Below are 18,608 nucleotides of genomic sequence, written 5' to 3' on the forward strand. Positions count from 1 at the left end.
CGAGCAGACCAGCTCAGCGCAGCAGTGCGCTGAGCGGACGGAACGGAGTGAGCCAGGCCCCGTCATCGGGCAGTGAGTCGAGCCCGATACGTGGGAGCGGCTCCCGGAACACGCCCGGGATGTCTTCCAGGTCGACGAACTCCAGTTCTTCCGACGTCAGTGCCCAGCTCGCATGCTCGCGGAACCCGATCACGGTGACCGGGACCCCCTCCGCGGCGATCTCGACCAGCGGTTCGCGGAATGCCTGCCCGTCGGCAGACGCCACGACCACGCCAGCTAACCCCACAGTGTGCCTGCGAAGCTCGATGTGGTCGAGCATGTCGGAGTCGACGTCGGTGTCATCGGCCAGCTTGGGCTTCGCGAAGACCGCGTAGCCGACGTTGCGCAGTGCGTCGACCCACGGCCGGACGACCTCGGCGCTACCAGGGACGATGTTGGTGAAGACGGTCGCCTCGGGCTCGATCGGACCGTCCGAGGCCGGCGTGGTCCCGGACACATCCGCGGTGCGGCTGAGAAGCCACCGACCCAGGGCGTCGAAGCGTGGTCGATGCGCGGCGGTCGGCCGTCCGCCCAGGATGGCGCCCAATCCCATGTCCATGTTGGGGGCGTCCCAGACCAGCAACATCCGTCGGGACCCGGTCTGGCCGCCGACGGTCTCGCCGAAGCGCGTGCTCGGCTGGTCCGCGGCCGCCGACTCCGGCGCGGTCACTGCCGGCCCTCCTCGGGGCGACCCGAGTCGAGGGTGCGGGCGGGTTCCGATCCGCCGGAGCCGGCCCGGGCCTCTTTCGGTTGTGGTCGCGTGTAGACGAACTCGCTCACCCAGCGCCCCTCTCGTTCGGCCCTGCCCTCGAATTTCGTCGTCGGTCGGGTCAACGAGATCGGCGACGGTCGGGTCAGCGGCACGACGTGTGGTCCGTCCGCGGGCTGCGTGGCCAGGATCTCCGCGATCCATTCCGCGTAGTCCGCGTGGTCGGTGGCGATGTGCAGCACCCCGCCGGGTACCAGGCGCTCCGCCATCAGCTCGATCGTGCCGGATTGCAGCAGCCTGCGCTTGTGATGGCGCGACTTCGGCCACGGATCGGGGAAGTAGACGCGGATACCGGTGAGGCTGCTCGGCGGGATCAGCTCGGTGAGGACGACCATCGCGTCACCGCGGATCATCCGGATGTTGGTGAGGTCGTTGCGGTCGATCAGGCCGACCAGCTGCGCGAGGCCGGGTTTGTAGACCTCGACCGCCAGTACGTCGACGTCGGGCTCCTCGGCAGCCATCGCAGCTGTGGAGACGCCGGTCCCGCTGCCGATCTCCAGGACCGTGGGTGCGATGCGTCCGAACAGCGCGGGGAAGTCGATCGGCGGCTCGGGGGTCTGCTCCGGGTCCGTGGCCAGGTCACGCCCGAGGGTCGGCCACAGCGTCTCCCAGTTCTTCTGCTGACCGGCCGTCAGCGTCCCCCGGCGGAACCGGAAACTGGTCACGCGGGGATACAGACGGGACGAGTCGACACTGTTGTTCACCCCACCATGGTCCCGCATCGCGGTGAGCGGCACGCCGTCGACACAGGCAGAGGGCTCGTCGAGACCACCTCGGGGGCGCCGGACAACGGGTCGGGCGGTTACATTGACACCCGGGATCGGCGGCGTCGGGAGGCCGCCGGCGGCCGATCGAGAGGGGGCTCGATGACGACCACTGTGACATCGGCGGAGTCCTCCGCGGAGTCCTCCGCGGGGACACCGGCGGAGTCCTCCGCGGGGACATCGCGGGAGACCTCCGGGTCGGCCGACGAGCTTCTGGATGCCGGACGCCTGGTGGATCTGTTGCCGCCCGGTTCGCCGGCCCGCGGCGGCGTGGCCGCCGCGAACGCCCGGTTCACGCGACCGCTGCAGGTGCAGGTGGTCGGCCGACCGGGCGTCGGTCGCGACACGATGGCCCGCGCGGTGCGTGATCGTCTCGCGGTCACGACCATCGGCCCCGGCGAGGCCGCCGAGGGCGCCGCGGACGCCGACCTCTGGGTGCTGCTGCTCGCCGGTCTGCCGCGGCCCGAAGACCGGGCCGCGCTGTCCCGACTCCCCGCCGACCGGACCATCGTCGTCCTCGGCAAGGCCGACACCCTCGGAGAGCGCGACGTCGCGCTCGACCTCGCGCACCGATCCGCCGACGTGCTCGGCGTGTCCGTGGTCGCCGTATCGCAGTTGCTCTCCTGCGCCGACGTCCGCGACGACGAGTTCGACTTCCTGCGGGCGATGGTGGCCGCCGGTGAGGAGATGCCGTCGATGTCGGCGGAGTTCCTGACCCCCACCGGCGTGATCCGCGACGGCTCGGAGCGACTGGTGCGTTCCGGACTGCTGCGACGCATCGACCAGTCCGGCATCGACCTCGCGCTGGCCGTCCTCTCCGGCGACCCGGACGCCGTCCGCACCGCGACCCAGCTGAACCGCATCCTGCACGCCGCGGGCCACATCGGCGATCTCGTCGCCCCGATCCGTGAGCGCGTCGCGCGGGTTCGGGCATGGCGGACCGTCGAGGTCCGGAACCGTCTCGAGGTGATCGCCGCGGGGGGCACCGACCGTGACGCGGTCGAACACCTGCTGTCCCTGGACGGGCTCGCCCGGTCGGAGGTGCCGCGATGACCACCGGCAGCGAACTGTTCGGTCAGGTCAGCCGGCTGACCGGATTCGACGCGGCATCGGTGCCCGGCGACGGCGTCGCGGTCCGGATCGCGGGGGCTCCCGGCACGGGCGTGTCCGAGCTGGTCGCGGCCTGCCGGATCGTCGACCCGACGGTGACCGTCCTCGACGGGGCGGGGGTCGACGAGACGGTCATCGACGGGCGGGCGGCCGGCGGCGCCGAGCAGGTGCGTCGTCCCAGTGCCGTCGGACACCGACAGGCCGGTCACGCGGAGGTCGGCCTCGGCGTGCTTGTCGTCGATCCCTCGACGCCGGTCGGGGACACCGAACGCCGGATCGTCGACGACCTGCGATCGCGATACGGGGCGGTCGGGCTGGTGTGCACCAAGATCGACGCCTTCTGGGACTGGCCGCGCATCCTGCGAGCCCAACGCCAGGTACTCGACCCCCACGGCCGCCTGCCGGTGTTCGCGGTATCGGCGCTGGCCGCGACGTCGGGCGCCGTCGAGGAATCTGGAGTGGTGGAACTCGTCGACTGGATGCGTGAGCACCTGTCGGCTCCCGCCGACCTGCGTCGGGCACGCGCCCGGGTGGCCGCGGCCCAGGGCGCCGTCGAACACCGGCTGGCGGGCATCGAGTCGGCGTCGACGGCCGCCGACCGCGGCCCCGACATCGAACGACTGCTGGATCGGCGCCGCGTGCTCGTCGACGGTCGGGATCGGGGGCGGGGAGACCGGCTGGCGTCGCTGCGTGCGGGCCTGGCATCGGCCCGATCCCACGGCCTGGCCGACGCGCAGGCAGGCGTCCGGTCGATCGGCGCGACCGCCGCCACCCGATGCGCCGCGCTCACCCGGGCGCAGGTCGACGAGCACGTCGCATGGCTGCGATCGGCGATCACGGACCTGCGCGACCGGGTGGACGACACCACCGACGACCGCATCGAGCAGGCCCGCGCCGCCGCGCTGGTCGGCATCGAAGGTGCCGACCTGGCCGGCGACGATCCCGCGACCGGCGTCCACTATCCGGTCGGCGTCGAGCCGGTCCACTCGGCGCAGGACCACTCTGGGCAGGACCACGCCGGCCAGGTCGACGTCGGCGACGTCGCCGACCCCATGGAGTTCGAGCGAGCGATCCCGACCGGACGCCGGGGGGCCGAAGATGCTCTGCTTGTGGTGATCGGTGCGTCGACCGGTCTGGGTATCGGACGACTGATCGTGGCGCCGATGTCTGCGGTGCAGACCCTGCAGTGGGTGAGCATGCCGCTGACCCTCGTCCTCGGGGTCGCGGTCGCGGCATGGGTGATCCGGGTCCGACGGATCGGCGCATTCCGTGCCGACCTGCGGAGTTGGAGCCTGGACGTGCTCGCCGAGGGCCGCACCCGCATCGAACACCGTGTGGGTGCCCGGGTCGCCGCGGTCGAACCGCAGGTCGCCGGGCAACTGGCCCGGCATCACGATCGACGGACCCGGCGGTTGGCGGCTGAGATCTCCGACCTCGATGAACGGGTTCGGACGCTGCGGTCGGGAGCGAAGGATCCGGCCGCGGCCCGTGCGCTGCTCGACGTCCGCGCCCTCGACGAGCAACTCGCGACCTATGCGGGCGCGCTGGCCGGCACCGACGACGTCTGACCCGCACACTCGGGTGGAACCGATCGCACTGCCTATGCGTCCCAGTCGTGGTGCCATGGGTCGATTCCCGGCCGCACGCGGTGACGAACACGTGGAGGAGAGCGCAGATGGACCCGTTCCTGGGTGAACCGATGGACGACGGCCACCTCGATCACGGCGGCGTGCATCCGGTCGCCGACGTCGGTCCGGCCGACGGGCTGCCCGGACATCCCGCCGACACCGAGTCCTCGGCAGCCGACCATCTCTGGGTGCACACCGACGACCGGGTCTGGGACCTCGGACCGGCCGACGTGGACACCGACGCCGACGGTGTGAAGGACTCGCTGACCCGTCCCGGCCCCGACGGCCTCACCGTGTACACCGACACAGATCACGACGGTCAGGTCGACAAGATCACCGAAGTGGACAAAGACGGCGGATTCTCGTCCAAGACCCTCGACAAGGAAAGTGGGCTCTGGTCCCCGACCTCCCGCGGTCGACTGGAGTGACCTGGGACAACCCGCTCGTCGGCGGTGCGAGGTGTGGGCTGTGCCGCATCTGATCACCCGGCTACCTAGCGCACGCTCGGTGCACGTATCCTGTGGCGTACGACGACGCCTTGGCCGACCTGTGGTATTCCGGTCGACCATTCTGGAGGAGACCTTATGACCTCAGCCACCATTCCCGGTCTGGATCCCGGCACCGCACCGACCAAGCATCCCGAGCTCCTGGCCTGGGTCGCCGAGGTCGCCGAGCTGACCCAACCGGATCGGGTGGTGTGGTCCGACGGCAGTGACGAGGAGTGGGCCCGGCTCACCGATCAGCTGGTCGAGGCGGGAACCCTGGTGAAGCTGGACGAGGAGCGCAAGCCGAACTCCTTCGTCGCCACCTCCGATCCCGCCGATGTCGCCCGCGTCGAGTCGCGCACCTACATCTGCTCGAAGACCCGCGACGAGGCCGGCCCCACCAACAACTGGGTCGACCCGACCGAAATGCGTGCCACCATGACCGATCTCTACCGGGGATCGATGCGCGGCCGCACCCTCTTCGTCATCCCGTTCTGCATGGGCCCCACGGACGCGCCCGACCCCAAGCTGGGCGTCGAGATCACCGATTCGGAATATGTCGTCCTCTCGATGCGGATCATGACGCGGGTCGGCAACGACGTCCTCGAGGTCCTCGGTGACGACGGCTTCTTCGTCAAGGCGCTCCACTCGGTCGGTGCCCCGCTCGAGCCGGGTCAGGCCGATGTGCCGTGGCCGTGCAACAGCGAGAAGTACATCACCCACTTCCCCGAGGACCGGGAGATCTGGTCCTTCGGTTCGGGGTACGGCGGCAACGCACTGCTGGGCAAGAAGTGCTACTCGCTGCGCATCGCGTCGGCGATGGCGCGCGACGAGGGCTGGCTCGCCGAGCACATGCTGATCCTCAAGCTGATCAGCCCGCAGGACAAGGAGTACTACGTCGCGGCAGCGTTCCCGAGCGCGTGCGGCAAGACCAACCTCGCGATGATCCAGCCGACCATCGACGGTTGGCGCGCGGAGACCGTCGGCGACGACATCGCCTGGCTGCGCTTCGGCGAGGACGGTCGCCTCTACGCGACCAACCCCGAGTTCGGCTTCTTCGGCGTCGCGCCGGGCACCAGCGAGGACTCGAACCCGAATGCGATGCGGACCATCGAGGCGGGTAACACGTTGTACACCAACGTCGCTCGCACCGACGACGGCGACGTCTGGTGGGAGGGGCTCAGCGAGCCGCCGGCCCATCTGACCGATTGGAAGCTGCAGGACTGGACCCCTGATTCGGATACGCCTGCAGCGCACCCGAATTCGCGGTACTGCACCCCGATCGACCAGTGCCCGTCGCTGGCCCCCGACTGGAATGCCCCGCAGGGTGTGCCGATCTCGGCGATCCTCTTCGGCGGTCGCCGCAAGACCACGGTGCCGCTGGTGACCGAGGCCCGCGACTGGCAGCACGGTGTGTTCATGGGCGCCACCGTGGGCTCCGAGCAGACCGCGGCTGCCGAGGGCAAGGTCGGCACCGTCCGCCGCGACCCGATGGCGATGCTGCCGTTCCTCGGCTACCACATCGGCGACTACTTCCAGCACTGGATCGACCTCGGCAAGAACGCCGACGCCGACAAGCTGCCGAAGGTCTTCTACGTCAACTGGTTCCGCCGCGGTGACGACAAGCGCTTCCTGTGGCCGGGATTCGGCGAGAACAGCCGCGTCCTGAAGTGGATCGTCGGCCGTATCGAGGGCGAGATCGAGGGACAGCAGACGCCGGTCGGCGTCGTCGCCAAGCCCGAGGAACTCGACCTCACCGGCCTCGACGTGCCCGAACAGGACCTGGCCGAGGCCCTCGCGGTGAATGCCGACGAGTGGCGCGAGGAGATCCCGTCGATCGAGGAGCTCTTCGAGTTCGTCGGCGACAAGCTGCCCACCGGTCTGCGCGACGAGCTGGACGCTCTCAAGCAGAGGCTGAGCTGAACCACACCCTGAGGTAGGCTCACGACCCATGAGAATCCGCTACTGGGGGGCGGCGCTGCTCGCCGCTGTCGCGGTCGCCTCCTCGGGCGCGATCGCACCGGCATCCGCAGCTCCGGCACCCTCCGTCATCGCGCGGTACCTCAACAGCGTCGACGTGACGCCGTTGATCCCTGCGCCGTTGTTCGGTGCCATCTCGGGCATCGACTCCGTCGGTGGAGGCAACTACTCGCTGATCTCGACCGACGTGGGTCGGATGGGTCCGGCGCGGTACTACACCGCGCGGGTACCCGTGGATCAGGGCGGGCAGATCTCGGGTGCACCGTTCTTCAACGGTGGCGGAACGGTTCTCGGTCCGGGCAACATCCCGGTCCTGCCCGGCGGCGCCCAGTTCGAGGGCATCCGCAAGCTCGGCGCCGACTACGTCGTGGTCAGCGGTGGCGCCAATCAGTTCGTCCGGGTCATCGGCGCTCTGGGCACGTTCCAGCGTGATCTGCCGCTTCCGCGCGCCTACCAGGCCGGCCGGACCACCGGCCTCAACGGTCAGCGAGGACTCACCGGTGTCGCGGTCGGTCCGCGTGGGCAGGTCAGTGTGCTGACCGCCGGTGGCCTCAAGCAGGACCCGGGCCGCTCGGCGCGCCTGTTGACCTTCGGCAAGCGCGGCACCACGGAGTTCGTCTACCGCACGGACGCCGACAAGGTCGCTGCCAACGTGATCGCCGTCAACTCCACCGATTACCTCGTCGTGGAGCGCGGCAAGGGGCGGATCACCCGGATCTACTGGACCTCCACCCGAGGTGCCACCAATGTCGCGGGCAAGGCGAAGTTGTCGGGGGCGGAGACCCCGATGATCAAGAAGTCGGTGTTCTCGTCGGCACCGGTGCCGCGTCTGGCTATCGGCAACGTGTCCGGGATGGCGTGGGGGCCCTGGCTGCCCGACACCCCGTGGGCCAAGACCAGGTCGCGATCGCTGATGTTGGTCACCAATGACGGGTTCAACGGACCGACCCGTCTGCACGCGCTGGAGTTCGTCACCCCGAAGCGCTGATCCGCGCCTGTTCAGGGGTGTCGGTCGGTCGGTCGGACGGTGTCGCCACGCCAATGTGACCGACCGTCGGAGCCCGGTGTCGACGGCGGCGCCCGAGGTGGGACCGGACTTCCGGGGGTTGTCGGGGACATCTCAGGGTTCAACCCGATGGCAGACCTCCGTCAGTCTTGGCAGAGTTGAGCCCATGACATCGACTCCGACGGTCGCCGACCGCCAGCCCGGGCCGCAGCACCTCATCGCGGCGAGTGCGCAGGAACTGACGAAGGTCTACGGAACCGGCGACACGGTGGTCGAGGCGCTCCGCGGCGTCACCATCTCGTTCCGCGCCGGTGAGTTCACCGCCATCATGGGGCCGTCGGGCTCCGGCAAATCCACCCTGATGCACTGCCTGGCCGGGCTCGACGTCGCCAGCGGCGGTCGGGTCCAGATCGGCGAGGTCGACCTGACCGGCCTCGACGACAAGGCGATGACGACCATCCGTCGCGATCGCATCGGCTTCGTGTTCCAGGCGTTCAACCTGGTGCCGACCCTCACCGCAGCGGAGAACATCACGCTGCCGGTCGACATCGCCGGTCGCGAGGTCGACCGCGAGTGGTTCGACACCGTGGTCGACCGTCTCGGCATCCGAGATCGACTCGAGCATCGCCCGGCGGAGCTCTCCGGTGGTCAGCAGCAGCGTGTCGCATGTGCCCGAGCGCTGGTCGGCAAGCCGTCGATCATCTTCGGCGACGAGCCGACCGGCAACCTCGACAGCCGGTCGTCGGGCGAGGTGCTGGGCATCCTCCGCGCGGCGACCGACGAGTTCGGTCAGACGGTGGTGATCGTGACCCACGACCCGCGTGCGGCCTCCTACGCCGACCGCGTGGTGTTCCTCGCCGACGGACAGATCGTGCGCGAACTGCAGCGGCCGTCGGCCGACGACGTGTTCGAGGTGATGAAGAACCTCGACGAGATCCCCGCCCCCAACGGGCCGGGCGCCGCGGGCGCCGGGAGCGCAGCGAGCGGGCCCATCGACCGGAGCGGAGCGAGCGGGCCCATCGACAGCAGGGCCGGGAGCGGTCCCGACGAGCCGGGCGAGACACCGCCCGAGGCCAACCCCTACGAGGTGCGCTGAGCCGATGGCCGGGTCCGTGATGCGCCGCGTCTCGCTGCGCAATCTCTCCGCACACAAGGTCAGGCTCTTCCTGACCATCTTCTCGATCGTGCTCGGCACTTGCTTCGTCGCCGGCTCGATCATCTTCACCTCGACCATCTCCAAGGCGTTCACCGACGTCTTCGACAAGGTCGCGCCGGGAGTCGCGGTGGAGGTCACCCCCGACACCCAGCAGTCGCCCGGCGTGCCGAACGCGGTCGTCGACGACCTGACCAAACGCAAGCAGGAACTCGGCATCGACCGCATCGTGTCGAACTACACCGGCTCGGTGACCATCGCGAACGCGCAGGGCAAGGCGCTGCAGACGGGTGGCGCACCGAGTGTCGGGTCGGCGTACGTCCCGGCCGACGAGGCGCTGTCACCGGAGACGAGCACTCTGCTACCGGGAGGTCGCGCCCCGTCGGGACCGAACGAGGTCGTGATCAACTCCAGCGCCGCCGACCGCGGCGACCTCAAGGTGGGGTCGGAGACGAAGGTCGTCGTCGGTCAGGGGGCGAGCGCACCGCAGAACGTCACCATCGTCGGCCTGATCGATCTGCCCGGCTCCACCAGCGGGTACACCAGCATCCAGTTCGCGCAGGACGTCGCCTCGACACTGTTCTCCGACGGTGACCACGTCGCACAGGTCGACATGTCGGCCGTCGACGGGGTCAGCCCGTCCGAGCTGCAGAAGCGGGTGACCGCGGCACTCCCGGCCGACACCTACAAGGTGCGGACGGGCGACCAGGTCCGGCAGGATCAGAAGGACCAGGTCAACCAGTTCCTGACCATCTTCACCGGAATCCTGTTGGCGTTCGCGGCGATCGGCCTGATCGTCGGCACCTTCATCATCTACAACACCTTCTCGATGATCGTCGCCCAGCGGAACCGTGAACTCGCGCTGCTGCGCGCGGTCGGCGCGAGCCAGAAGCAGGTGTCGCGATCGGTACTCTTCGAGGCCTTCGTCGTCGGCGTGCTCGGCGGTGTCGTCGGGCTGGGCATCGGCATCGGACTGGCGGCGGCCCTGAAGGCCATCATCGGCTCGACGTCGGGACTTCCTCAGGCGCCGTTGCAGATCGGGGTGCCCGCCATTCTCGCGGCCGTCTTCGTCGGGGTGGTCGTCACGATGGTCAGTGCCTGGGTTCCGGCAGTCCGTGCATCGCGGGTACCGCCGGTCGAGGCGATGCGCGCGAGCATGGCCGAGGACTCGTCGTCGCTGGCGAAGCGCACCGTCATCGGTGTCTTCTTCGGCGCCGCAGGCATCGTGGCGGTGATCGGCGGAGCGTTCCGCACCGGTCTCGGTCCGGCGATCACGGTGGGCGGCGGTGCGGCAGCGCTGATCCTGGCGGTCGTGCTGGCGGCTCCAGCGCTGTCCCGACCGATCGTCGGCGGCATCGGGCGTGTGCTCGCAGCACCGTTCGGCAAGATCGGTCAACTGGCGCGCACCAATGCGATCCGCAACCCGCGGCGTACGGCCGCAACGGCATTCGCGTTGACGCTCGGGCTCATGCTGGTGGCGGTCATCGGCACCCTGGGCACCTCGTTCAAGGGAACCGTCGACGACGCCGTCGACAACGGGGTGAAGGCCGAGTACATCATCGGCGGCACCAACAACGGCTCCGTACCGGTCGCGGCGACCGAGGCGATCGCGAAGGCGCCCGGTGTCGGCGGATCGGTGTCGTTGAACTTCGTCCGCGCGCAGGTCGGCGACGAGTCGCAGTTCGGGTACGCGCCGATCGGTGATCCCATCGGGGATTTCGTCAATCTCGACATGCGTGATGGTGCGTCGGACGTGTTGGCCGGCGACGCGATGTTCGTCAGTGACAAGACGAGCGCCGAGAAGGGGTGGAACCGCGGCGATGTCGTGGTCTTCACGTCACCATCGGGAGAGCAGGTCCCGGTGCGCGTGGACGGCGTCTTCGCCGACAACGAGGCGCTGCAGCCCTGGATGATGGGGTCGGATGCCTACGACAAGCTGATGCCGAAGTCGACCCAGGTGAGTGGTGCCGTCTTCGTGAACCCCGCGCCCGGTACCGATGCCGCGACGCTGTGGACGTCGCTGGAGGACGCGACCGCCGACTACCTGACCGTGCAGGTCCAGGACCGCGAGCAGTTCAAGAGCAGCATCTCGTCGCAGATCGACCAGATGCTGGCAGTGCTCTACGCGATGCTCGGCCTCGCATTGGTGATCGCGATCCTGGGCATCATCAACACGCTGGCGCTGTCGGTGGTCGAGCGGCGTCGCGAGATCGGCATGCTGCGCGCCATCGGCATGGTGCGTGCCCAGGTCCGACGCAGCATCTACATCGAATCAGTGCTGATCGCCATCTTCGGTGCGCTGCTGGGCGTCGTGCTGGGTACGGGCATCGGGTACGCACTGGTGAAGACGCTGGCCAAGTGGGGTCTCGGAGATCCGGTGCTGCCGTGGAGCCTGATCGTGATCACGCTGGTCGCGGCCGGTGTGGTCGGAGTCCTGGCTGCGCTGTGGCCGGCGATCCGAGCAGCTCGGACGCGGCCGTTGGAGGCCATCGCCGACCTCTGATCGCCCGATCGCGGCACGCACCGACGACCATCGGGTTTCGCGTGCCGCGGTCGGCGTGGGTGGCCGAGGTGACAGAATCGGGACCATGACGCGACCACCGGAGGACCCGCGCGACCCGTACAACGACCCGCCCGGGACGCGACGATTCGACCCGCTGGACGAGACGGCCGCACATCCGGCGCCCGGACCCGAGTACGGCGAGACCGGGCCGACCGAGCCGGTCGGATACGACCCCCGCAGACCGGCCGATCCGTCGTATCAGGACCCGGCGTACTCGCAGGCCTACGGTGCCCAGGATCCGTACGGACCGCAGGGCGGCTATCCCGATCAGAGCTACGGGGACCAGAACTACGGGCCGCCGCCCGGTGGTCCCTACGACGATCCGCGTGGCGGTGACGGCGGAGGCAACCGAGGCCGCACCGCCGGTCTCGTCCTGGCGGTCCTGGCTGCGATCGTCGTCATCGTGCTGGTGGCGTTCCTGATCGCCCGCGGCAGCAGCGACGACGAACTCCCCGCGACGAGCAGTTCGGCCACCTCGCAGGTCACCACCACGTCCGCCGAACCGACCACGACGACCACCACGCGGGAGACGACGACCACCACCACGACGTCGGCTCCTCCGCCGGGCGAGGTCGTCTACCAGATCACCGGCAGCGGTGACGTCGTCGGTCTCCGGTACGCCGCGCGCGGTCAGACCGTACTCATCGCTGCGACCGCGACGCCGTGGTCGCAGACGGCCCGCGTCAACGGTGGATCGGCGGAACTGACCGCGCTGGTCATCCGGGGACCGGTGACCTGCACGATTTTGCGTGGCGAGAAGTTGCTGACCTCGTCGACGAGCAACGGGGGTCCGCTGCGCTGCGCGGCGACCTTCAGCGAGTGAGCGCCGCGCCGTAGAGGTCGACGCTGGGTTCTCGGACAACTGACACGTGAGCGGGCTGCGCTGTGTGTATTCCAGAGTTGAGCTCGCTCTGGTGTCAGGAATCCGGGCGGCCCGGCCACCCGCCCGCCCGTCGGTCCGCCGAGGGCCTCGACCCGGTCGCCGATCAGCGGTAGCTGCGAACGAGCGGACACGTGAACGGGTCCCGCTCGCCCAGCCCGGCCTGATTGAGGTACCTGATCACGATGGTGTACGACGTCAGCAGTGAGGTCTCCGTGTAGGTGATCCCGTGGCGGGCGCAGTGAGCGCGCACCAGCGGACGGACCTTCGCGAGATTGGGTCGAGGCATGCTGGGGAACAGGTGATGCTCGATCTGATAGTTCAGCCCGCCCATCATGAAGTCGGTCAGGCGCCCGCCGGAGATGTTGCGCGACATCAACACCTGGCGGCGGAGGAAGTCGACGCGCATGTCCTTGGGCACCAGCGGCATGCCCTTGTGGTTCGGCGCGAACGCACCACCGAGGAGCAGGCCGAACAAGCCCAGCTGGATCGCGATGAAGCACACGGCCTGGGCAGGTGACATCACGACGAAGGGGATGGCGACGCCGAGCCCGAGACGGAGCGCGATCAGCGTGATCTCCAGTGCTCGGTGCGGGACCGGCGTTCGCGAGGTGACCAGTGCCTGAAGACTCGCTACGTGCAGGTTGAGTCCCTCGAGCGTGAGCAGCGGGATGAAGAACCAGCCCTGCCGCCGGGTGAACCATGCGTAAGCGCCCGACCGTGTGTCGGCCACCGCGGGCACGAAGGCGATGGGGCCGTCGGCGATGTCGGGGTCGATGCCGATCTGGTTGGGCGCCTTGTGATGTCGATTGTGCTTGGCGCGCCACCAGTGGAGGGAGAGTCCGGCACCGCCGGCGGCGAGCAGGCGTGCGGTCCACTCGTTCGCCGCTGCGGAGTCGAAGATCTGTCGATGTGCCCCGTCGTGGCCGAGGAAGCCGAACTGGGTGCTGATGAGCGCCGCGACCACCCCGAGCGCGAGTTGCCACCAGGAATCGCCGACCAGGACCACCGTGGTCCAAGTGGCGACGAACGCGGCGACGACGAGGACGATCCGCGTCAGATAGAAGGTGTGTCGTCGCTCGAGGAGTCCGCTGGCACGGACCTCGGCGGCCAGGTCGGTGTAGGAGCTGACGTACTTCTTCGCAGTGGTGGTGGTTGCGGTGGCGGTGGAGTGGACGTCGGACACGAGTGCACCTCGTAGCCTTCTGTTCAGTGCCAGGTGCGCCGGAAAACGGTTGTCAGGTAACCGGTGGCGCGTCACGAGGGTCATGACCGGAAGCGATGGAACCCGGTGGCACCTCCAATCCTGCCAGACATCGGCGCGGTGCGACCCCTACGCGAGGATGAACCTGCCCCCTACGCGAGGGGGATATCGGGCCGGGGTGCCGTCGCCCGGTCGACGCGGTCCGGGCCGCAGCAGACGCCGCGGAACGCACCCCGTCGGGCGCCGATTCCATGCATCCCGGCCGTCGGGCATCGGGGAGCCGACAGTCCGTCGGCCACGGCGGGAGAGGTGCTGGATCGCTTGGTCTGACCTCACCGGACCCGCAGCACCAGAACAAGATTCGTCGCCATCACCTCGCGGAGACCGGGTACCCGCATGACCCACCAGAACTGCCGCGGCAGGTAGCGGGGAAAGGCTGCGACGAGGTCGGCACGATCGGCCACCGAGCCGGCCCACCTCAGTCCCTGCGCCGCGGTCACCGCGAACAGCGAAGTGCCGTACAGGTTCTTGGGCGGGTGACCGTGTCGCCGGGTGTACCGACGTGCCGCGCGGTGACCGCCGAGGTAATGGGTGAGGCCCATCTCGTGCCCGCCGAAGGGTCCCCACCACAGGGTGTAGCTGACGATGACCGTGCCGCCCGGTCGCGTCACCCGGATCATCTCTGCGCCCATGTCCCACGGACGCGGCGTGTGCTCGACGACATTGGACGAGAACGAGACGTCGAAAGCGTTGTCGGCGAACGGGAGTTGTTGCCCGGACCCGCGCACGGTCGCCCGATGTTCGAGGCCTCCGGAATGCATCTCCGACGGATCCGGCTCGACCGAGACGTAATGCGCGCCGCGTTCGGTGAAGGCGTCGGCGAAGTATCCCGGGCCGCCGCCGACGTCGAGCACGGTGGCCGCGTCGAGCCCGGCGGGAGAGTGGGACGCGACGAGGACCGCGGTGTCCGCAGCGAGTGGACGGTAGAAGCGCTCCGGCTCGGTCTGCTCGTGCCGGAAGGCGTCCAGGAGGCCCCATGCACGCCGCAACGTCGCGTATCGGGCGAAGGACTCCGGCATGCGCGACACGCTATCGGGGCGCGGTCAGGGCTCCGACAGGCGGTGCGGGGCCAGGCCCGCGACGAACGCGCGGACCGCGAAACGGAACTCGGTGACCAGGTCGACCTGCAGGACGTCGGCGACCTCGTGCAGGACCGGAAAGCGCTCGGGGTCCATCGTCTCCAGGTACTCGCGGATTCGCGCCTGCTCGTCCGGTTCGTCGACGGCCAGCTGGAGGGCGTACCCGATGATGAGGCGGCTCAGCGACGAGTCGATCCGGATCGCGATCGCCGGCGGGAACCCGAAGGCGACGAGGGCCTGCAGCGACGCCTCGGATCGGAGCATCGCCATCGGACCCGAGGGGGTCTGGGCGGTGAACAGCACCGCCGCATGCGGATGTCGGCAGAACACCGTGAAGGCGATGAGGGCTCGACTCTCGACGAATGCACGCCAGTCCGTCGGCGCGCCGTCGCCTGGGCCGGTTGCGTCTGGTGTGTTGCCGGCCGTGTCGGTGGAATGCCCCGTCTCAACCATCGAGACCACCATCTCGCCCATGATCCGGTCGACCAAGAGGATCGACAGTTCGTCCTTGCCCGCAGGCAGTTGCCGATAGAGCGTCGACGTCGAGGAACCCAGGTGCTGCGCCAGGGTCCGCATGCTCAGTGCGTCGAGACCGTCCCGGTCGAGGATCTCCAACGCCGCCGCGCAGATCTGGTCGAGTTGCAGCGGAGGGCGCCCGGGTCCGCCGGATCGGGTGTTCTCGGTAGTCCGGAGATCCCACCACTGGGGCGTCCCGAGACGTGGTCGATCGGTCGTCACGTGGTGGTCGGCCTCCGGACCTCGAAGTATGTAGACGGCGGATGGGTATTTGGCTACAGTGTAGCCACTATCAACGATCGTGAGAGCGCGGTCGGCGATAAGGCCCTGGTCGGTGCTGCGCGACACGGAGGGGATGACGCGCCACGTGGCCAGGGCCGGTGTCTGCCTCGGTACGCTGAGCAGCGATGTCCATTCCCGGCGAAGTCCTGCTCCTGTGTTGGCGTGACACCGGCCATCCGCAGGGGGGCGGCAGTGAGCGCTATCTGGAACGCGTGGCCGCGGATCTGGTGTGTCGTGGGGTGTCGGTGACCCTGCTGACCGCCGGATACCCGGGAGCGCCGTCAGCCGAGGTGCGCGACGGAGTCCGCATCCTGCGTCGCGGCGGCCGACTCACGGTCTATCCGTTCGCCCTGATGACCATCGTCGCCGGACGACTCGGCCGGGGGCCGCTCGCCGGACGTCGTCCCGACGTCGTCGTCGACACCCAGAACGGCATCCCGTTCTTCGCGACCACGGTCGCCGGGCGGCCGACCATAGTGCTGGTCCACCACTGTCACCGGGAGCAATGGCCGGTCGCGGGCACACTGCTGGGCCGGCTGGGCTGGTGGCTCGAGTCGAAGGTCTCACCGCGCGTGCACCGAGAGAACCGGTACATCACGGTGTCGACGCCCTCGGCGGGTGAGCTCGCCGCACTCGGTGTGGATGCCGAGCGCATCAGCGTCATCCGCAACGGGGTCGACCCGGTGCCCTCCGGCAGCATCGATCCCACGCCACCGGTCGACGGCTCTCAGCCGCGCCCCAGCAGCTCTGCCCGACTCTGCGTGCTCTCTCGGCTCGTCCCGCACAAGCAGGTCGAACACGCGCTCGCAGCCGTTGCCGAACTCGCACCCGACCGCCCGGACCTGCATCTCGACGTGATCGGCGACGGGTGGTGGGCGGACCGACTCCGTGACCGCGCAGCCGAACTCGGGGTCACCGACCACGTGACGTTCCACGGCCACGTCGACGAGGACCGCAAACACCACCTGCTAGCGCGCGCGGACGTGCACCTGATGCCGTCCCGCAAGGAGGGCTGGGGGCTGGCGGTGATGGAGGCCGCGCAGCATCGGGTGCCGACCATCGGATACCGGTCGTCGGCCGGCCTCGCCGAGTCCATCGACCACGAGCACACCGGGCTGCTCGTCGACTCGCCGGACGAGTTGGTCAGTGCGACACGCAAACTCATCGACAACCCGGACGAGGCCGCGCGACTTGGTGGGCACGCCCAGCGCAAGGCAGCCGGGTACTCGTGGTCGGCGACCACCGACGGCGTCCTGGACGTCATGTCGCGCCTGGTCTGAGCGCCCCCCTCAACGCGTCGACCGTGCGTTCGAGATCGTCGACCGTGCATCCGATACCTGCGGTCAGTCAGTCGGATCGGCGACGGCGGAGCAGCCCGACTGCGCCGATCACCCCGCCGCCGACGACGAGGACCAGCCAGGCGAGGTGTGTGGTCCAGGCGATGGCCCGGACCGTCGGCGAGGGATCGAATCGCTGCGATGCGCCGTCGATGCGGATCAGCGTGAGGTCGGTGCCTCGGTAGGCGACGTCGGCGCGGCCGAGCTGCGCAGGTGGATCGCCGCCCTCGACCAGCACCCAACCGACTCCCTCGGCGGCGAGTCGCGCGGGATCGCCTCCGGCGGCGAGGATCTCGTCGACTCGCTGAGAGCGTTCATCCGGCGGGTCGACCTCGACCCCGTCCACCGACAACGCGCCCGGCTCCAGCACCGTCGCCCGCACCAGCCGTGCCGTCGGATCGAGCGACGGATCAGCGGAGAACGCATAACGCCGGACCGTCCCCGACGGCCAGAGCGCCACCGCACCGTCGTCGGAGGTGATGCGGTCGGCGACCGCGGTCCAGTCCGCCGGGTAGTGCACGCGACCGATCCGGTCACCGACACCCCATGCCTGATCCGGGAGTGGGGCGACCACCAGCAGGAGCGCGGCGGCGACCGCGAAGCCGACCGGGACCCACCGTCGCATCGATGCGACCGCCGCGGCTGCCGCGACCGCGGCGAACGGCACCATCAGCGCGACGAATTTCTGTGTGTCCCGGAACAACCCGGCCCCGGGGATCTCACGCACCATCCACGAGAGCACCGACTCGCCGACGCCCGTCGCCGACACTGCGATCACCAGCAGGGTGACGACGGCGAGCCCGGCGAGCAGTGCCACCGATCGATCGAGATGCCGGCGATCGCGGACGAGTCGTGCGGAGCCGACCGCCACCACCAGGAGCAGACACCCGGTGGCGACGGCCGCCCACCAGATGGTGCGACTCGACGGCACGGCATCGGCGTTCCAGATGCCGCCGAGACCCGCGACGGTGCCGAGCGTGCCCAAGCCGGGTTCTGCCCGTACCGCGAACGCGGTCACCCCGGCCTCACCCGAGGTGACCGACGCACCACCGATGACGGCGGCGGTCAGCCAGGGCAGAGCCCCCAGGACGGCGATGACGGGCAACGCCGCGACGGCGCCGCGTCTCCGCGCGCGGTGCGACGATCGACTCCGGATCGTCAGCAGCGGAATACCGATGGTCAACAGGACGATGGCGGCGAGCACGGAGCCCGTCGGGGTCAGACCGGCGGCCGCCGTGACCGATATCAGGAGCGCCCAGATAGGTCCGTCGCGGTGTCCAGGTTCCGACTCGCCATCGCGCAGGTCGAGCAGCAGGACCACGAGCCAACCGAGCGCGGCACAGCCGATCAGGAGTGACCAGTGGCCTTGCAGAAGGCGCTCGGCGACAAACGGATTCCAGATCGTGACCACCGCGGCGACGATCGCACCGCCCCGACCGCCGGCGGGCACCAGTCGGTGGGCGAGCAGACCGGTGCCGGTCCCCGCGGCCACAAGGGCGACGAAAGTCAGTGCGACGACCACGAACCCGCCGTCGACGACGTGACTCAGCATTGCGATCAGCCAATCCTGTGGGACCGCACGTGGCGCCCGGTCGCCGACGCCCAACGCGCCGTCGGTGACGAAGGACCGTGGGGTCGACACCGCATCTCGGTACAGGAGGTGCCCGGGGCCGACGAGGGGGGCGAGGGTCAGCGCGGCGAGGCCGACACTGACGACGGTCAGTGCCGGCAGGACTCTCGGGCCGGCCATCGC

15 protein-coding genes are annotated in these 18,608 nt (G+C 69.4%); 9 read left to right on the forward strand and 6 right to left on the reverse strand.

Features of this window, described 5'->3' with window-relative positions; translation table 11 throughout:
- Window positions 1-13: 13 nt before the first annotated feature.
- Together GS4_RS05030 and trmB are read right to left on the reverse strand one after the other, a co-directional pair.
- Window positions 14-625 carry an NYN domain-containing protein gene (locus tag GS4_RS05030; protein WP_157226512.1) on the reverse strand — a complete coding sequence of 204 codons (612 nt, stop codon included), beginning with the start codon at window positions 623-625 and terminating at the stop codon, window positions 14-16.
- A gap of 80 nt (window positions 626-705) precedes the next feature.
- On the reverse strand, window positions 706-1,530 hold the full coding sequence (gene trmB, locus GS4_RS05035; RefSeq protein WP_040509619.1) for a tRNA (guanosine(46)-N7)-methyltransferase TrmB: 825 nt from the start codon (window positions 1,528-1,530) through the stop codon (window positions 706-708).
- A gap of 144 nt (window positions 1,531-1,674) precedes the next feature.
- Between trmB and GS4_RS05040 the strand changes: the two genes are divergently transcribed.
- The 8 genes from GS4_RS05040 (at window position 1,675) to GS4_RS05075 (ending at window position 12,320) form a co-directional block, all read left to right on the forward strand.
- Window positions 1,675-2,625, forward strand: coding sequence for a hypothetical protein (locus tag GS4_RS05040; protein ID WP_007618142.1), 951 nt, complete (start codon window positions 1,675-1,677; stop codon window positions 2,623-2,625).
- Entirely contained in the window at window positions 2,622-4,250 is a 1,629-nt protein-coding gene (locus GS4_RS05045) for a GTPase Era family protein (RefSeq protein WP_007618143.1), read from the forward strand. Before GS4_RS05040 ends, GS4_RS05045 begins: the two co-directional genes overlap by 4 nt.
- A gap of 107 nt (window positions 4,251-4,357) precedes the next feature.
- The gene (locus GS4_RS05050; RefSeq protein ID WP_007618145.1) at window positions 4,358-4,738 is read left to right on the forward strand and encodes a DUF6802 family protein; all 381 of its coding nucleotides are present in this window, start codon (window positions 4,358-4,360) and stop codon (window positions 4,736-4,738) included.
- A 156-nt stretch (window positions 4,739-4,894) separates the two neighbouring features.
- Window positions 4,895-6,718 carry a phosphoenolpyruvate carboxykinase (GTP) gene (locus GS4_RS05055; RefSeq protein ID WP_007618147.1) on the forward strand — a complete coding sequence of 608 codons (1,824 nt, stop codon included), beginning with the start codon at window positions 4,895-4,897 and terminating at the stop codon, window positions 6,716-6,718.
- Window positions 6,719-6,746: 28 nt separating this feature from the next.
- Window positions 6,747-7,763 carry an esterase-like activity of phytase family protein gene (locus tag GS4_RS05060; protein ID WP_007618149.1) on the forward strand — a complete coding sequence of 339 codons (1,017 nt, stop codon included), beginning with the start codon at window positions 6,747-6,749 and terminating at the stop codon, window positions 7,761-7,763.
- A gap of 184 nt (window positions 7,764-7,947) precedes the next feature.
- Entirely contained in the window at window positions 7,948-8,877 is a 930-nt protein-coding gene (locus GS4_RS05065; RefSeq protein ID WP_007618154.1) for an ABC transporter ATP-binding protein, read from the forward strand.
- Window positions 8,878-8,881: 4 nt separating this feature from the next.
- Window positions 8,882-11,437 carry an ABC transporter permease gene (locus GS4_RS05070; RefSeq protein ID WP_007618155.1) on the forward strand — a complete coding sequence of 852 codons (2,556 nt, stop codon included), beginning with the start codon at window positions 8,882-8,884 and terminating at the stop codon, window positions 11,435-11,437.
- 85 nt (window positions 11,438-11,522) lie between these two features.
- On the forward strand, window positions 11,523-12,320 hold the full coding sequence (locus tag GS4_RS05075; protein WP_007618156.1) for a hypothetical protein: 798 nt from the start codon (window positions 11,523-11,525) through the stop codon (window positions 12,318-12,320).
- Window positions 12,321-12,483: 163 nt separating this feature from the next.
- Here GS4_RS05075 and GS4_RS05080 read toward each other — a convergent pair whose 3' ends face one another.
- The 3 genes from GS4_RS05080 to GS4_RS05090 all read right to left on the reverse strand — a co-directional run bounded on the left by GS4_RS05080 (window position 12,484) and on the right by GS4_RS05090 (window position 15,458).
- A complete protein-coding gene (locus GS4_RS05080; RefSeq protein WP_007618157.1) occupies window positions 12,484-13,563 on the reverse strand; it encodes a fatty acid desaturase family protein in 1,080 nt (359 codons plus the stop codon).
- A 350-nt stretch (window positions 13,564-13,913) separates the two neighbouring features.
- Window positions 13,914-14,660 carry a class I SAM-dependent methyltransferase gene (locus GS4_RS05085; protein WP_007618158.1) on the reverse strand — a complete coding sequence of 249 codons (747 nt, stop codon included), beginning with the start codon at window positions 14,658-14,660 and terminating at the stop codon, window positions 13,914-13,916.
- Window positions 14,661-14,684: 24 nt separating this feature from the next.
- On the reverse strand, window positions 14,685-15,458 hold the full coding sequence (locus GS4_RS05090; protein ID WP_007618159.1) for a TetR/AcrR family transcriptional regulator: 774 nt from the start codon (window positions 15,456-15,458) through the stop codon (window positions 14,685-14,687).
- A 185-nt stretch (window positions 15,459-15,643) separates the two neighbouring features.
- Here GS4_RS05090 and GS4_RS05095 point away from each other — a divergent pair, with 185 nt between their 5' ends.
- A complete protein-coding gene (locus GS4_RS05095) occupies window positions 15,644-16,798 on the forward strand; it encodes a glycosyltransferase family 4 protein (RefSeq protein WP_007618161.1) in 1,155 nt (384 codons plus the stop codon).
- 67 nt (window positions 16,799-16,865) lie between these two features.
- On the opposite strand, the gene GS4_RS05100 is transcribed toward GS4_RS05095, so the two are convergent.
- Complete coding sequence (locus GS4_RS05100; protein WP_007618162.1) at window positions 16,866-18,605, reverse strand: MmpA family trehalose lipid delivery protein; 1,740 nt, start codon at window positions 18,603-18,605, stop codon at window positions 16,866-16,868.
- Window positions 18,606-18,608 lie beyond the last annotated feature (3 nt).

It is taken from the genome of Gordonia soli NBRC 108243, from assembly GCF_000334455.1.
GTDB lineage: Bacteria > Actinomycetota > Actinomycetes > Mycobacteriales > Mycobacteriaceae > Gordonia > Gordonia soli.

Bases quoted from the DNA above. Each gene is read 5' to 3' on its own strand.
- GS4_RS05030 (WP_157226512.1), bottom strand. From the start codon at position 625: ATGTTGCTGGTCTGGGACGCCCCCAACATGGACATGGGATTGGGCGCC.
- trmB (WP_040509619.1), bottom strand. From the start codon at position 1,530: ATGCGGGACCATGGTGGGGTGAACAACAGTGTCGACTCGTCCCGTCTG.
- GS4_RS05040 (WP_007618142.1), top strand. From the start codon at position 1,675: ATGACGACCACTGTGACATCGGCGGAGTCCTCCGCGGAGTCCTCCGCG.
- GS4_RS05045 (WP_007618143.1), top strand. From the start codon at position 2,622: ATGACCACCGGCAGCGAACTGTTCGGTCAGGTCAGCCGGCTGACCGGA.
- GS4_RS05050 (WP_007618145.1), top strand. From the start codon at position 4,358: ATGGACCCGTTCCTGGGTGAACCGATGGACGACGGCCACCTCGATCAC.
- GS4_RS05055 (WP_007618147.1), top strand. From the start codon at position 4,895: ATGACCTCAGCCACCATTCCCGGTCTGGATCCCGGCACCGCACCGACC.
- GS4_RS05060 (WP_007618149.1), top strand. From the start codon at position 6,747: ATGAGAATCCGCTACTGGGGGGCGGCGCTGCTCGCCGCTGTCGCGGTC.
- GS4_RS05065 (WP_007618154.1), top strand. From the start codon at position 7,948: ATGACATCGACTCCGACGGTCGCCGACCGCCAGCCCGGGCCGCAGCAC.
- GS4_RS05070 (WP_007618155.1), top strand. From the start codon at position 8,882: ATGGCCGGGTCCGTGATGCGCCGCGTCTCGCTGCGCAATCTCTCCGCA.
- GS4_RS05075 (WP_007618156.1), top strand. From the start codon at position 11,523: ATGACGCGACCACCGGAGGACCCGCGCGACCCGTACAACGACCCGCCC.
- GS4_RS05085 (WP_007618158.1), bottom strand. From the start codon at position 14,660: ATGCCGGAGTCCTTCGCCCGATACGCGACGTTGCGGCGTGCATGGGGC.
- GS4_RS05095 (WP_007618161.1), top strand. From the start codon at position 15,644: ATGTCCATTCCCGGCGAAGTCCTGCTCCTGTGTTGGCGTGACACCGGC.
- GS4_RS05100 (WP_007618162.1), bottom strand. From the start codon at position 18,605: ATGGCCGGCCCGAGAGTCCTGCCGGCACTGACCGTCGTCAGTGTCGGC.